13 protein-coding genes, 1 tRNA gene and 1 pseudogene are annotated in these 15,370 nt (G+C 40.3%); 3 read left to right on the top strand and 12 right to left on the bottom strand.

What is annotated here, in order from left to right; all coding sequences use genetic code 11:
* Positions 1-5: 5 nt before the first annotated feature.
* The 10 genes and pseudogenes from NXX38_RS25990 to NXX38_RS26035 all read right to left on the bottom strand — a co-directional run bounded on the left by NXX38_RS25990 (position 6) and on the right by NXX38_RS26035 (position 8,838).
* On the bottom strand, positions 6-2,696 hold the full coding sequence (locus tag NXX38_RS25990) for a zinc-dependent metalloprotease (protein WP_258981694.1): 2,691 nt from the start codon (positions 2,694-2,696) through the stop codon (positions 6-8).
* A gap of 245 nt (positions 2,697-2,941) precedes the next feature.
* Positions 2,942-3,412, bottom strand: coding sequence for a biopolymer transporter ExbD (locus NXX38_RS25995; RefSeq protein WP_004315772.1), 471 nt, complete (start codon positions 3,410-3,412; stop codon positions 2,942-2,944).
* Between the two features lie 3 nt (positions 3,413-3,415).
* Positions 3,416-4,010 (bottom strand): annotated as a pseudogene (locus NXX38_RS26000) (ExbD/TolR family protein).
* A 36-nt stretch (positions 4,011-4,046) separates the two neighbouring features.
* Entirely contained in the window at positions 4,047-4,532 is a 486-nt protein-coding gene (locus NXX38_RS26005; RefSeq protein WP_148365123.1) for a hypothetical protein, read from the bottom strand.
* A gap of 6 nt (positions 4,533-4,538) precedes the next feature.
* On the bottom strand, positions 4,539-5,339 hold the full coding sequence (locus NXX38_RS26010; RefSeq protein ID WP_195650564.1) for a MotA/TolQ/ExbB proton channel family protein: 801 nt from the start codon (positions 5,337-5,339) through the stop codon (positions 4,539-4,541).
* A 71-nt stretch (positions 5,340-5,410) separates the two neighbouring features.
* Positions 5,411-5,498 (bottom strand) — tRNA-Ser (locus tag NXX38_RS26015).
* Between the two features lie 120 nt (positions 5,499-5,618).
* Positions 5,619-6,395 (bottom strand): TatD family hydrolase, encoded by a 777-nt coding sequence (locus NXX38_RS26020; RefSeq protein ID WP_258981696.1) that lies wholly within the window; start codon positions 6,393-6,395, stop codon positions 5,619-5,621.
* A complete protein-coding gene (locus NXX38_RS26025; protein WP_148365126.1) occupies positions 6,389-7,105 on the bottom strand; it encodes a hypothetical protein in 717 nt (238 codons plus the stop codon). The genes NXX38_RS26020 and NXX38_RS26025 overlap by 7 nt, the downstream gene beginning before the upstream one ends.
* 5 nt (positions 7,106-7,110) lie before the next feature.
* On the bottom strand, positions 7,111-8,085 hold the full coding sequence (locus NXX38_RS26030; RefSeq protein ID WP_122136863.1) for a polyprenyl synthetase family protein: 975 nt from the start codon (positions 8,083-8,085) through the stop codon (positions 7,111-7,113).
* Positions 8,086-8,154: 69 nt separating this feature from the next.
* Entirely contained in the window at positions 8,155-8,838 is a 684-nt protein-coding gene (locus NXX38_RS26035; RefSeq protein WP_148365127.1) for an energy transducer TonB, read from the bottom strand.
* A gap of 218 nt (positions 8,839-9,056) precedes the next feature.
* Between NXX38_RS26035 and cmk the strand changes: the two genes are divergently transcribed.
* The 3 genes from cmk (at position 9,057) to pfkA (ending at position 11,801) form a co-directional block, all read left to right on the top strand.
* The gene (gene cmk, locus NXX38_RS26040) at positions 9,057-9,743 is read left to right on the top strand and encodes a (d)CMP kinase (RefSeq protein WP_148365128.1); all 687 of its coding nucleotides are present in this window, start codon (positions 9,057-9,059) and stop codon (positions 9,741-9,743) included.
* 8 nt (positions 9,744-9,751) lie between these two features.
* Positions 9,752-10,621: a 4-hydroxy-3-methylbut-2-enyl diphosphate reductase gene (locus tag NXX38_RS26045; RefSeq protein ID WP_195650563.1), complete on the top strand. Its 870-nt coding sequence runs from the start codon at positions 9,752-9,754 to the stop codon at positions 10,619-10,621.
* Positions 10,622-10,820: 199 nt separating this feature from the next.
* Positions 10,821-11,801, top strand: coding sequence for a 6-phosphofructokinase (gene pfkA / locus NXX38_RS26050; RefSeq protein WP_004297914.1), 981 nt, complete (start codon positions 10,821-10,823; stop codon positions 11,799-11,801).
* A gap of 699 nt (positions 11,802-12,500) precedes the next feature.
* Here pfkA and NXX38_RS26055 read toward each other — a convergent pair.
* Positions 12,501-13,865, bottom strand: coding sequence for a PepSY domain-containing protein (locus NXX38_RS26055; RefSeq protein ID WP_258981699.1), 1,365 nt, complete (start codon positions 13,863-13,865; stop codon positions 12,501-12,503).
* Between the two features lie 77 nt (positions 13,866-13,942).
* A complete protein-coding gene (locus tag NXX38_RS26060; RefSeq protein ID WP_258981700.1) occupies positions 13,943-15,349 on the bottom strand; it encodes a DUF4374 domain-containing protein in 1,407 nt (468 codons plus the stop codon).
* Positions 15,350-15,370: the final 21 nt, after the last annotated feature.

Here is a 15,370-nt window from a genome sequence, read left to right on the forward strand (position 1 = left end):
AATTTTTATTTTGCCTTTTCAAAGTCATTAATGATAGACAATAAATATTCATAGTGAGAGCGGGTTGCATATGAACCTGAATTCTTACGCTTTTCCACTATATTCTTTATACGCGTCAATAAATCAAAATACAGATGGTTCTGATTATTATTTGAGGTATTAAGAATATAATAAATATAATCAAAGCCTGCATATTCATTTATCTTTTTCATAGCGTTAGCAGTCTGGTAATAATGCCCTGCATCCACACAACAATCTGCATCTCCCTGCTCTGTCAAGTGCTTATATACATCAAACAACTGAAACAGAGGCAGATCCGTATTAGCAGGCAATTGTAATGTACCTGTCTGGGCAGCTTGTTTCAGATCCGCAAACAATACTTCATCAATCTCGTCCTTCTTTGTCAACGGATCAGCATTGCGGATAATGCCCATCAATACTTCTGTCTGCAAAATACGTTCGGATTCAGTCGGTTCCACATTTTTAATAGTCGACTCCCACAAAATAGTATAAATATCATCCAAATATTCTTGTGGAGAATATGCGGAAGAATCACGGTAAGCAGCTAATGAAACACGTTTTGTATTCAGAATCTTTTTGCTCATCGATTTCAAGATGGAACGAGACATTGAACCGTCAAAAGTCAGATTCTTTACTACATCAGGATTATCTATCCAGTCAATGTTCTTTAATTCATTCAAAACAAACCGAACAGCACGCTTCTGCATATCATGAGGAATCACTTCTGATGTATTATACGGATCACCGACGTAATGCTCATTGATAAAGAAACCACCTACATTTGCCCATGCATTATTCAGATAACGTACATACTGTGAAACCAATGCGTCATAAAGATGATCACGATATGTAAAATCGGGATCTTTATCATCCAGCCATGTATTGAAATTGTCTAATATATACTTCAGGTTCTTGATACCATAAGCACCTGCCTTCATAGCATCATTGCTTATATCTTCCGATAAAGAAGTCGGGTCAAAAACACCATAACCTAACTGTTGTTTCCCATATCTATATTCCAAGTCCCCCATTTTACTCTTAATAATACTTTCTAAATAAGGAATCTCTTCTTCAGTAGTTTTTGCTTCCGGAAATACCGTATATCCCCACTTAATGGCATAATAATCATAAGTACCTAACACCGGAGGAGTAAGGCATACATCTTTATCTTCGGGTTGTGCAATATAATTAAAACGGGCATAGTCCATTATAGATGGAGTAGTACCATGTTCTTTCATAAACACTGGATCACGATACGATTCTGTTGCATAAGCAAAAGAAGATCCCATATTGTGCATCAATCCCAGACAGTGACCAACCTCGTGAGAAATGATATAACGCAAACTTTCGTCCAATACATCCTGCGGAAGTTTGGGAGTCCGCACTCTTGGATCAACTTGTGCCGTTTGTACAAACCGCATATCATTCACCAACTGAATAACATCGTGATATACAAATACAGAAGCATTAATAATCTGGCTGTTTCTAGGATCAATCCACGATGGTCCCATCGCATTCGCAATTCCGATCGGAGCATAATTAATGCAGTTATACTTAATATTAGCCGGATCAAATTCCGGATCATCCTTCGGGAAATCCTTCACTTGCATCACATTCTTAAAGCCAATACGTTCAAATGCTTTATTCCATACCAACACACCTTCATGAATCCCCTTTTTCCATTCTTCAGGAAAAGCATCGTCTACATAAAAAAGAATGGGTTGCGTAGGTTCAACCAGTTCTCCTCGCTTGTAAGCTTCTACATCTTTAGGATATACATTCCACTTATTAGCATAAGTATTCATTTTCACTCCGTCATAATCATCGGCAATCTCCTCCTTGTTTGAAGTAAAATAACCAATTCGTGGATCCGCCATACGCGGCATCATTTCGGGAGTCTCCGGCAACAAAACAAATGACCGGTTTACTTTTACCGTAACAGGTTCCTGATAGGCTATCGCAACAATACCCATATAAAGTAAATCCTGCAAATAGCTTAAACTGGATGTTACCGATATATTATCATCAAATGATTTTATCTGATCGACATAAGAGAGCTCTTTTTTGAAAGTTGCCCGGCGCACACAAGCACCAAACATGGTCTTCTTACCATAAGGGTCAAAAATAGCCATGCGCTTATTATCGCTCACCAAAAAATCCGTCATGTCGAATACTACAGCTGTACTATCTGCATTATACGCCATCACTTTGAATCCCTCCATTACAGGCTCTCCGATTCCTTTCTTCATTGCCTGTTTTATGGACTCATCCTTACTCGTAGAAAAGATTGGACGACGTGCAAAGTTACTTACTTCGCGCATCTCCATCACGCTATCACGTAATGCGAACTTAATGTGCAGGGGCTTCTTAATTTTTTGCCCAACCAATGCATTTCCATTGTCACTAATCTCTGAAACTGTCGATCCTAAAAGCATCTCGCGATTCTGAAGGGTAAGAGGGAACTCAAATAAGATTTTTCCTTCAATCTTATGAAGAGTTATCACTCCTTTTTTCACCTCATCTTTCTTCCCTTTAAAAATCTTCTCATAGGGAGACTCTTTTTTCGCAGTTTTCGTGTTTTTTTTCTTCTTTGCGTAAATCGGTTCTACCGTCACTAACATTGCGCACGCTAGTACCAGCAAAAGAAACGCCTTCTTTGCAACTAACTTATTCACAATCAAAATTATTTAATTATATTATAAATAATAAAAACAGGTACAAAATTATATATAATTCCTATTGAAAGTGAATTTTATCATACCAAATTGCCGTTATTTTATTCTTTTTTATCTTAAAGACTTATCTATTTAAAAGCATATAAAGTGACTATATTCTAATATGGTGCAACATTTGCATATAAAAGTGAAGGGTGTCCAAATCGATTTGGACACCCTTCACTTTTATATATTAAATTAACTAATTACTTCTCACCTCGTTTAGTGGCTGAATAGTTAATCTTCAAAGCATAAGATTTTCTAAGAGCATTTTTTACGTCAGTAATAATACCCATCTTTGTCTTTTGATCTACTTTCAGAGACACAGTCATTTTAGCTGCATCACCTTCATTCATACTTGCACGTTCCTGGAAAATGAAGTCTTGTACCTCACCAACTTCAGCATAGCTGTCGTTCAGCTGAATACGACTTTCAGTACCCATTTTCGCGCGATATTCTTGTGTAGGTTCCCCTACATAAATGAATGTTACCAGCGATTTCTTCTCCAGTTTTTCGAGTTCAGTACCTTGCGGAAGTGTAAACTGCACCTTTAATGTTACCTCACGCATTGTTGTTACAATCATAAAGAAGAACAACAAAGTAAAGATAAGGTCAGGCAACGAAGAAGTATTCAATGCCGGCATTTCACGTTTACCAGTCTTATTAAATTTTCCCATTACTTACTTCTTTTTATCTCCGTACTTTTTAGGTTCTGCCTCAGAAATTCTCTGCGGATAAATTTCACGAATCGCCTTTTGTTGATCGTCATTCAATTCCGCATATGTCTTTTGCCATTTTTCCTGAGCCAACTCGTCTCTCAATTCATTATATGCAGCCACCAATTCGTTCTGCACACTGATATATGCCTGATAAGAAGATCCACGGTCATTCTGCAAAGAAATTACGTGCTTGTCATTAACCAGATATGTGCCGAAGAATTCCTACATTCTTCTGTGTTTTTTCAGGCATGTGTTCTGCATTAGCAACATTAGCAATAAATTCTTTAGCTCTTTCTCTTAGCTCATCAACACTGATATAATCATTTCCGCACATCAAGGCATCATCCTTATTCAGGTATACCTGTAAGACGTTACGTTCTTTGATCTTATCTGTATTCTGTTGATCTTGATCTTCAGGTGGTGGAGGCAAAAGTCTTGCCAAACCACGGTCCGTATCCATTGATGTCGTAATCAAGAAGAAGATCAGCAACAAGAAAGCGATATCCGCCGTAGAACTTGAGTTAATATCAGGAACTTTTCTTTTTCCTTTTGCCATTTTTAATCACTTATTTGATTGAGTGTCCTCAATTGATTACGATAATTTTTTCTTTATACCACTTGCAATGATTGCAACAATAGTCACAAACAACAGTATGTAAATAGAATAAAGGAACATATCTGTTAGTTTCAGCCAAAAAGGAACGTTGTCAGTACCACTATAGCCAGGGATCTGCATCGGTGTACCATCACCCATAGACCAAGCTACAACTAAAACAACAACTAAAAGAACCAAACCGAGCAAAGACTTGATAGCGTTTGCCGGATTATCTTTGAGAGCTGCACCAAATTGGAATATAGCACCAAGAACTGTAGCAGCAATAGCCACACCAAACAAGACGTACATCAAATAGAGTAAGGCATCTGTTTGAGCCGGCTGCCACATTTCGGGATCTACCCCCACAATCACTGCATCGCCTGTAGCATTTCCTCCGAAAAAGAAAAGCCCTATTACGATCAGAATAATGGCAAACATCGCATAAAGTGCGTAATACGATGCTTTATATGTTAACTTACTCATTTTAGATTATTTTTTGTATTTCAAGTTATATTTGATTACCATGTCAAGCAAAGAGATGGAAGAATCTTCCATTTCACTTGTAAGAGCCTCAATTTTAGAAAGTACGTAGTTGTAGAATACTTGAAGGATCAATGCTACGATCAAACCGAAGATAGTTGTAATCAAGGCAACTTTCATACCACCTGCAACAACCGTCGGAGAGATATCACCTACCTGCTGGATTTTATCAAATGCCTGCACCATACCGATTACAGTACCCAAGAATCCGAGTGACGGAGCCATTGCGATAAACAGTGTGATCCAAGAACATCCTTTTTCAAGGTAACCAGCCTGTACACCACCGTAAGATACAACTGACTTCTCAACTACATCAATACCCTGATCAATTCTCATCAGACCTTGATAGTAGATAGAAGCAACCGGACCTCTGGTGTTACGAGCAATGTCTTTAGCAGCTTCAACATCTCCTTTTTCCAAAGCAGCTTCGATAGATGCCATGAATTTTTTTGTGTTGATTTCAGCCAAGCTCAAATAAATGATACGTTCAATACAGAAAGCCAAACCGATCACCAAAGCGATAGCTACCAAACTCATGAAAGATGCAGTACCTTCGATGAATTTAACTTTGATTTCCTTGTGAATACCACCCTCTTCTGCAGCAGGAGCAGCAGCTGTAGTAGCTTCAGCGGCAGGAGCAGCTTGTTGTTCAGTTTGTTCTGCTGCAGGAGCGTCTTGAGCCTGAGCAAATTGAATTGAGCCAAAAGTGAAGGCCCCAATCACAGCAACAATTGCAAATAACTTTTTCATTGTGTGTCTAATTTTTAAGATTAATTAATTGATTATTATTGTATTTACTTCTCATCTCTCTTTCATTTCTGCGGAGAGACGGGGATTCGAACCCCGGATACACTTTTGGCGTATACACGCTTTCCAGGCGTGCCTCTTCAACCACTCGAGCACCTCTCCCTCTGCGTTTTCAGCATTTTCAGCTACAAATGTATTCTTTTTTTTCTTTTCAAGAAGCATTCTTACTCTTTTATCTCGAATAAATACTGCAAATTAATATAATTTAAAACCTTTCGAACCTTATTTGCGGATTCCGAACACTTTTAGCGCATTCACAGAAGTGACCTGTGCAACGTACTCCGGGTCCATCTGATAGATATCCGCCACCTTCATAAGGGTGTCTCTCACATTGGCACTTTCATTCCTCTTTCCCCGATTCGGCACGGGAGCCAAATAGGGAGAATCGGTTTCGAGCACAATACGTTCCAAAGGAACAGTCGCCAGTGTCTCCGGTAAGGTCGACTTCTTGAAAGTTACAACTCCATTGATACCTAACATAAATCCTTCGAATTCCAACATTTTCTCCGCTTCTTCCGATGTCCCGGTAAAACTATGAAAAATGCCGGTCAATGGGGTATTTTTATAGGATTCCATTACCTTATATATATATTCAAACGCTTCTCTTGAATGGATTACAATGGGAAGATCATATTCTAGCGCCCACTCTATTTGTTTTTCAAAAACCAAGATCTGCTCTTTCAGAAAAGTCTTATCCCAATAAAGATCAAGACCTATTTCTCCGATAGCCACAAATTCATGGGAAGTCGACAGGTATTTGTGGACAATCGCTAATTCCTGTTCATATGATTCATTGACAGAAGTGGGGTGCAATCCGATCATCGGATAGCAAAATCCCGGATAATCCCTACAAACTGACAACATAGCATCAATGGTCGTACTGTCTATATTGGGCATAAAAATATAGGAAACTCCCGCTTTCCGTGCACGTTCCATCACCTGCGGCAGGTCTTCGGTAAATTCTTCAACAAAAAGATGAGAATGAGTATCGATCAACATGATATTTCTTTTTCTTCTTTTATTTTTTCGCTGGAGCGATAATAATATATCAGCCCATAGTCGCGACATTTTTCTAATCGGGTATCATTGGGAGTGACATCCTGATATTTGGCTTCTACTTGGTTCCAGATGTCCAAAATCAATTCATCGGCACGGTCACGCATGGACGCCAGTTCATCAAGACTACGATTGGTTAATGCCTGATAATTCTTCTGCCGTTCATAGCTATCCAGGAAAATATCATAATGCACTTTCACGCGTGCAATAGTCGGATTATAAATAGGTATGCCACCTTGAGTGGTTCTTAGTTGTTCGCCTTCGATTATTTTCTTCCCCCATTCTACCAATGAGGCTTCACTCAACAAATCCGGTACGGTATTAGAAGCAGGCAAGCCATATAACTCTTTATGTATCACCTTGATTTCATCACGAAGCACTGCCAAATTAAGCACCTGAATAAAATGAGAGATATACAGCCGGGCAGTCTTCACATTCATCTGATGTTTACGGCTGGCACGTGACTGATTATCGTAGCACTGTGTATAATAAATTTGCGCCGCCTCGAACCGATGCAAGAAGTTACGTGCTTCAAATAATGTCTTCAATGTAATAGCCAAGTCACGCACATTATACATCTCTCCCTTTTCGACAGCCGCTTTCAGTGCCCGAACTCTTGCTTGATCTGTATTTGGTAATCGTCTATAAGGCATAATAGCTACATTTCACGATACATTAACAATTTCACCAGATTCTTCAGTTCCTTTTTTCTGTCTTCTGCAACAGCTACCGCCGCCAGGCTTTCCATAGCGAGCGTATAATATTCACGCATTTTGCTTTCACAGATATTGCGGATGTTCAACTGATTATAGATTTCAGTTACCGCTTCGATTTTTTCAGAAGGCTGAAAAGCTTCCGCATTCAACCAACGATTCAATTCAGTATGCTGCTTTTCATCCGCACGGTTCAGTGCTTTGATAAGCATATATGTTTTTTTATTGCAGAGGATGTCTCCACCTATCTTCTTCCCGAACACTTCCGGATCACCGTATACATCCAACAAGTCATCCTGCAACTGGAATGCTACTCCGATATGCATTCCAAAATTATATAGATTCTCTGCATCTTCAGCAGTCGCTCCTGCGAGAATTGCACCAATTTTAAGGCTACCCGCAAGCAACACAGCTGTTTTCAAACGAATCATTTCAATATATTCGTCTTCTGTGACGTCACAGCGAGATTCAAATTCCATATCCAGTTGCTGTCCTTCACAGATTTCGAGTGTAGTCAGACTGAATAAATCCATCACTTCTTTCAGGTGTTCCGGCGGACAACCCGTCATATACCGGAATGCCAGAATCAGCATAGCATCTCCCGAAAGTACAGCAGTATTATCGTTCCAGACCTTGTGTACGGTAGGTTTCCCTCTGCGCACATCCGAACGATCCATCAAATCATCATGTAACAAGGTGTGATTGTGATAAACTTCGATTGCAGTGGCAGGATCGTATATAGATGCAACATCCTCCCGATACAGGTTATATCCCATCAACATTAATACAGGACGTATGCGCTTCCCACCCAGAGAAAGGATATATTCAATCGGTTCATAAAGCCCTTTCGGCGTCCGGGTAAACTGGATTTCAGAGATATGATTATTTATCTTATCGAGTAATTGAGAAGCTGTAAACATGATGAATAAAAAAATGAATGAATAAAAAGAGGCTGCCGAAAGCAGCCTCCCAATTTATAGTGTTACAAATTACTGCAATCTAAACATCACAGGAACCGTAAATTTTACACGTACCGGTTTTCCGCGCTGCATACCTGGTTTCCACTTCGGCATGGTGTTAATCACACGGAGGGCTTCTTTATCCAGATACGGGTCAACGCTACGTACAACCTTCGCATCCACGATACTACCGTCCTTATTAACAACGAACTGTACGATAACACGTCCTTGAGTTCCGTTTTCCTGTGCGATAGTCGGATATTTAATATTTTTTGCCAGATACTGCATCAAAGCTGCTTGTCCGCCCGGGAAGTCCGGCATATTTTCTACAACCTCGAAAATTGTCTGTTCTTCCGGCTCTTCTTCAACAACCTGTACAGGCACGTATTTAACCTCTACACGAGCTTGATTATCTTCATTAATAATAGTTGTTGTTTCTTCAATTTCAGCCTTATCATCCACAATCTCCAGCAATTCTGCTACTTTTGGAGCTTCAGGTGGTGGTGGTGCTGCCTGTTCCGGGGTTTCAGTAATAGGAATGATTTCCTCTTCAAACACAACATCAGCTACTGCCTGGCTTGTATCTATTTTCACGTCACGCTGGGTCCATTCGAACGCCACGAACATGAAAGCTAGAACTACCACGTAACCAACGAGCAGCCATGTAGACTTCTTGCCTTCCAAGTCTGCCTTGGGTGATTTTTTAACTTCCATAAATTTATTAATATAATGATTAAAAAAAAAGTGTCTTCCGTGTGTCTCTGGGCAAATATAGTACATTTTCATAGATCCATTCTCCTCTTTATCTCTTTTTTATCCAGCTTTTTAACTTTTTTAATTCTTTCGTACTTGTCTTGCCCCTTTTAACAGCAAACCTATGGTTGATTTTCAAATTTACCGTATCTTTGGCGGACAAATCAGATAAACTGAATATGAAAAAGATAACAATTGCAATCGATGGCTTTTCCTCTTGTGGAAAAAGTACAATGGCCAAAGATCTTGCCCGCGAAGTGGGTTATATTTACATTGACAGCGGAGCCATGTATCGTGCGGTCACTTTATATAGTATAGAAAACGGGATTTTCAACGGAGACGTGATCGATACGGAGAAACTGAAAAATGAAATCAAGAACATTCGTATATCTTTCCAGCTGAATAAGGAAACCGGACGTCCCGACACGTATCTCAACGGCGTGAATGTGGAGAATAAAATCCGTTCGATGGAGGTTTCTTCCAAAGTGAGTCCTATCAGTACGCTTGACTTCGTACGTGAAGAAATGGTGGCGCAGCAACAGACTATGGGAAAGGAAAAGGGAATTGTGATGGATGGCCGGGATATAGGAACCACCGTTTTCCCTGATGCGGAACTGAAAATATTTGTAACCGCTACTCCCGAAATCCGTGCTCAACGCCGTTATGACGAACTGAAAGCAAAAGGACAGGAAGCCAGCTTCGACGAAATTCTGGAAAACGTGAAACAACGGGATTATATCGACCAGAACCGGGAAGTAAGTCCGCTTCGCAAAGCTGAAGATGCCCTGCTTCTGGATAACACCCACTTATCGATTGAAGAGCAAAAGGAATGGCTTTTCAGACAATTTAATAAGGTAAGTAAATAGTTTGCTTTATGATCAAGGTGGAGATAGACGAGGGGTCCGGCTTCTGCTTTGGTGTGGTGACAGCCATTCATAAGGCAGAAGAAGAGTTGGCAAAGGGAGAGACTCTCTATTGTCTCGGAGATATTGTACACAATAGCCGGGAAGTGGAAAGGCTTAAAACGATGGGATTAATCACGATCAACCGGGAAGAATTCAAGCAGCTGAAGAATGCCAAAGTATTGCTTCGTGCACATGGAGAGCCACCGGAAACTTACATGATTGCCCGTGAAAATAATATAGAGATTATCGATGCGACCTGTCCGGTAGTATTACGTTTGCAAAAACGCATCAGACAAGGGTATCTGACAGACAGTGACAAAGAAAAACAAATTGTCATATACGGCAAAAACGGCCATGCTGAAGTATTGGGATTGGTGGGACAAACAGATGGAAAAGCAATTGTCATTGAAAAGGCAGAAGAAGCCAAACAGTTGGATTTAAACAAAAGCATCCGTCTTTTCTCACAGACCACCAAGTCACTGGACGAGTTTCAGGAAATCGTGGAATACTTCAAGCAACATATTTCACCGGAAGCGACTTTCGAATATTATGATACTATCTGTCGTCAGGTTGCCAACCGGATGCCTAAGCTCCGGGAGTTTGCAGCTACACACGATTTGATATTCTTCGTCAGTGGCAAAAAGAGTTCAAACGGAAAAATGCTGTTTGAAGAATGTTTGAAGGTAAATACCAATTCACATTTGATAGATAATGAGAAAGAAATAGATCCTTCTCTCCTTCAAAACGTAAATTCAATTGGCGTATGTGGTGCGACTTCTACTCCTAAATGGCTGATGGAGAAGATTTACAATCACATTCGGACGCTTATCAAAGAATAACAGCTTTATTCTGACAAAGAATAATAGCAAAGTAACATAAGGAAACGGCAAAGTAACACGAATGAATAAAAGGAAAGCAAAAAAAGGTCATTTGAACATTTTTAATGTTTTCTTCTTACGAAAAAAAACTTCATAACCACTGCTTTCAACTTTTTGTTGTACATTTGCCGCGTCAAACTAATTAATGAGAGATTGTTATATGGGAACAGTTAAGTGTATCGGAATTTTGACCTCCGGAGGTGATGCTCCAGGAATGAACGCTGCTATACGTGCAGTGACACGTGCAGCCATCTACAATGGATTGCAAGTTAAAGGTATATACAGAGGATATAAAGGTCTGGTTACAGGTGAAATCAAAGAATTCAAGAGTCAGAATGTGAGTAATATCATCCAGTTGGGTGGTACTATCCTGAAAACAGCCCGTTGTAAAGAGTTCACGACTCCGGAAGGTCGTCAGTTGGCTTATGACAACATGAAAAAAGAAGGCATTGATGCTTTGGTTATCATCGGTGGAGACGGCTCACTGACAGGTGCGCGTATCTTTGCACAGGAATTTGATGTTCCATGTATCGGACTGCCGGGAACTATTGACAATGACCTTTACGGTACAGATACGACCATCGGATATGATACTGCATTGAATACCATATTGGATGCCGTAGATAAGATTCGCGACACAGCCACTTCACATGAACGCTTGTTCTTCGTTGAAGTTATGGGACGTGATGCCGGTTTCCTTGCGTTGAACGGAGCTATCGCTTCGGGTGCGGAAGCTGCCATTATTCCGGAATTCAGTACGGAAGTCGACCAACTGGAAGAGTTTATCAAAAACGGATTCCGCAAGTCCAAAAACAGTAGCATTGTATTAGTAGCCGAAAGCGAACTGACAGGAGGAGCCATGCATTATGCCGAACGTGTGAAAAACGAATATCCGCAATATGATGTACGTGTGACGATTTTAGGTCATCTGCAACGTGGTGGTAGTCCTACCGCTCACGACCGTATTCTGGCAAGCCGCCTCGGTGCTGCTGCTATCGATGCCATTATGGAAGATCAACGCAATGTTATGATCGGAATCGAACATGATGAAATCGTTTACGTGCCGTTCAGCAAGGCTATTAAGAATGACAAACCGATCAAGAGAGACCTCGTCACTGTATTGAAAGAGCTTTCGATCTAATTTTTTATTCTAAAGAGTTTATTTATACTGATATATGACGATAAAGAGCTATGAATGATGGAGTAACCCATTTATTCATGGCTCTTTTATTTATACTAATATGATAGAGATGAACGCAACTACAACACCAAGTGCGTTCACATATATGAATTCCATCCTCCAGTGCTACTTACCTTTCGCGACAAATATCCATTAAATTACCGTTATACAACTGCAATACTTCCATCATACAGTAACTATTGTTCGATTAGGATGCCGATATAGCTAATTCACCACAGCCGTGGTAGCTTCTTCCCACAGCCGTGAAGAGTTCCTACCACGGCCGTGAGAAGACCTTGTCACGGCCGTGGGAAATTAATGATACCGATACTTTAATAGAACAATACCGGTATCCCAACGTAACTATACCAGTTTCTTTTCCTATTCCCCCCACTTTATCAGCCTGCAAACAAGCTACCTGATAAGGAGTCAGCACTGACAATAAAAGTATATATGTTTTATTGTCAGCCTATTATCAGCATCTATTGTCAGGATATATAGAATTGATATTCAACCACTTGAGTGTTATTCTGACAGATTGACAATAAAAAGAGTACAAATCACAATGTATTCTAAACAAAATCGTATGATTTTGCTCAAATCGGAATAGAAATAAAGTAAAGATGCCATTACTGACAATGGCCTACCATTATACAGCCTTTATTTCTTCGTACCTATTAATTGCCTGATGAATTTCCTTATCCATAAATAATAGCCGGTCAGTGGTAATGCAGCCCCAATCAAAGCGGCAATAAAGGCAAGTATGCGGGTAAACATCCCTCCCCAATTACCGACATGTACCGAATAAATCCAGCCGCGAATCTTCCCTGACTTGTCTTGATGTTGATAAAGACTTGTTTCTGTAAATTCACCAGTATCCGTATTAAAAGAATAACGATCAGACGCACGCTGATTTCCAAAGCGGTTGAAAGATACACTTGCCGTACCGGAAGAAACACTGATTTGCTTATATTCCGGATTTTGATACCTTAGTTTATCATACACTTCCTGCCAATAAGCGAATGGCAAAGCCGCAGAATACCGATTACTGTGATCGTTTTCCGGATATTCCTTACTGTCCAACTGCCTCCGTGGATATTCTCCAGTCCCCTGATTTCCGGCATGCTCTCTATCTTTTTTATGATTTCCTGATTGTTCTTTACCATTATGTGGCCTCTCTCCATGTTCTCTATTGTCCTTCCGACCTTTCGGACGCCCACCTCTTTCACCATTTTGTGCATCATTGCCTTCTCTCTTCTTTTCTTGATGTGCCAGTCTGACATCTCCCTTTTGGGGATTACCCTTCTGTTCATGTCCTTGGAGGGTATGCACTTGCATTTCTACCCCGAAGACTTTATAAAAAGCTGTCCGATACCACGGAAAGGACCATGTCAATCCCGTCAATGCCATAGCTAACAGAAAAATCAGGGCGTACATTCCTCCCGCCACATGCAAGTCATACCAAAATCTTTTCCAACCTTTTGTTGCTGTTATTTTCAGACTGTTTTTCAAAGACTTACGTGTACGAGGCCACCAAATAACGATTCCCGAGATCAATACAAAAACCAATGACAGTGTACTGACACCTACAATCATCTTACCCCAAAATATTCCATCATTTCCCGGTTTCATACTATCCAACAGCCAGCGGTGCATCCGGAACATAAACGTAAAAAAACTACTGCGCTCACTTTTTCCTTTTACTTCACCCGTGTACTGGTCTACATACAAAGATGCGCGGCGTGGTTTGGAAAGATTGACCTGATAAGTACGCCCGGGATCAGAAGAAATGCTAACACCGGTCACAGATACACTGTCCGGCAATGTCGCTGCCACTTTTTCAAGTAACTTATCGATAGGAATAGGTTCCTCTTTTACTGTTTCTACATAGTAAAGTGCAGGACGGGACAACTCATTTACCTCATTCTCGAATACCAGCATAGCACCGGAGAAACAGATAAGAGTAATTATCAGTCCGAAAGGGACGGAAAGCCACAAATGTATTTGTCTGAAAATTTTCTTCATTGTATTTGGAGTGGTAAAAAGCCAGTCCCTCTAAAAAAGAAGAGAGAGAACCGGCCTTTATCTATTTTTATACTGTTTTATAAACTTGTTTCAGCAGCAGCACCCAGAATCAAATATTGATCTCTAGTTCCGAATGCCGTAAAACGCGGCATAGTAAATTCTGCCGAACGCTTGCCCAATGTACCGTCACTTTTCAGTTCGAAAGAATATGAAACTCCGGCATCACCTTGACGGTATCCCAAACCGTATGCATATTTTTGATTAGGGAAGAGCCAATGAGTTGCAGCATCCGTTTCCGTACTACCACCTTCCACTTTAATAGTTAATACAGCATCCGGATCATTTATTTCCGCTTCTGTTGCCGGAACCAAATAAGAGGCTTCCGAACTTGCAGCAGCAATTACATATTTCTCCAACGTCCCATTATTCATTTTACAAATAGCGGTAATACCTCCGTCAGCCTGAACAGTCGCTCCCTTAGTAGCCTTAGCAGCCGCAGCATCAATAATATAAATGGCGGGTTGTTGAACTGTAGATGAACCCGAAGCAGATTTCTGGAATACGACCGGAATATAGGCTTTACCATTTTCAACATAAACAAATCTTCCCATATCCGCCAATTCTTCAGCAACCGGGAAATCGGTCACCTTAGTTAAAGTTCCGCTTTGAGAATCAAAAATTGCCATCATTTTTGCATCACTCGTAGAGTCATATTTTCCTTCTGTAGCGTACATTCTCAACAAAAATTTAGTACCTGTGATATGCCATACCTGGAAGAAAGAGAGTTTCTTTCCAAATGTAGCATTTGCCGCATCTTCTATATTAAAATAATAAGACTTGTCAAACTCGTTAGTTGTTGTGTTGACACGAAGCACTCCTGCATCAAGAGTCGTTTTATTTTTTTCATTACTTTGACTCTTTGCTACACTGTTTGAGAAGACATACAAATAACCGTCATCTGCCGCACAAATAGTTGGGTAGAATTGAGAACGATAACGTGAAGTTGCATAGCTGATACGATTATCAGTGATGATAGTCGGCTTCTTATCAAAATTATTAATTCCGTCATAAATTCCAATCCAAACTTGATTAGGGTGTACAGTTGCACTTATTGACTTCTCTCCGGTTTCTTCATCTTCCGCAATCAGGTCTTCATATCCCTCTGCTGCTCCCGACTCAATTCCATAATCACTGAAACCCAACGGACACAAGGCTGTATACACTTTATCACCTATGGATTCAAAGCCGGATACGGTAAAATATTCTCCGTTTCCAACCAAATCTTCGGTTACCAGAGTGGAAGTTTTATACTTCTGCTGATCCGAATCAATGAGGGTAAAATTGACCCCATATTTGGGAGAGTCACTACCTGTTCCTTCACCATCGTCTCCCTGATTTCCCGGCTCATCATCACTACAAGACAAAACTGTCAATCCCATAACCATAGACACTGCAAGCATCCATAAAAAATTCTTTCTTACCATTTTTTGTTCCTATTAAAAATT

The sequence above is a fragment of the Bacteroides sp. BFG-637 genome (genome assembly GCF_024793605.1).
Lineage (GTDB): Bacteria > Bacteroidota > Bacteroidia > Bacteroidales > Bacteroidaceae > Bacteroides > Bacteroides vicugnae.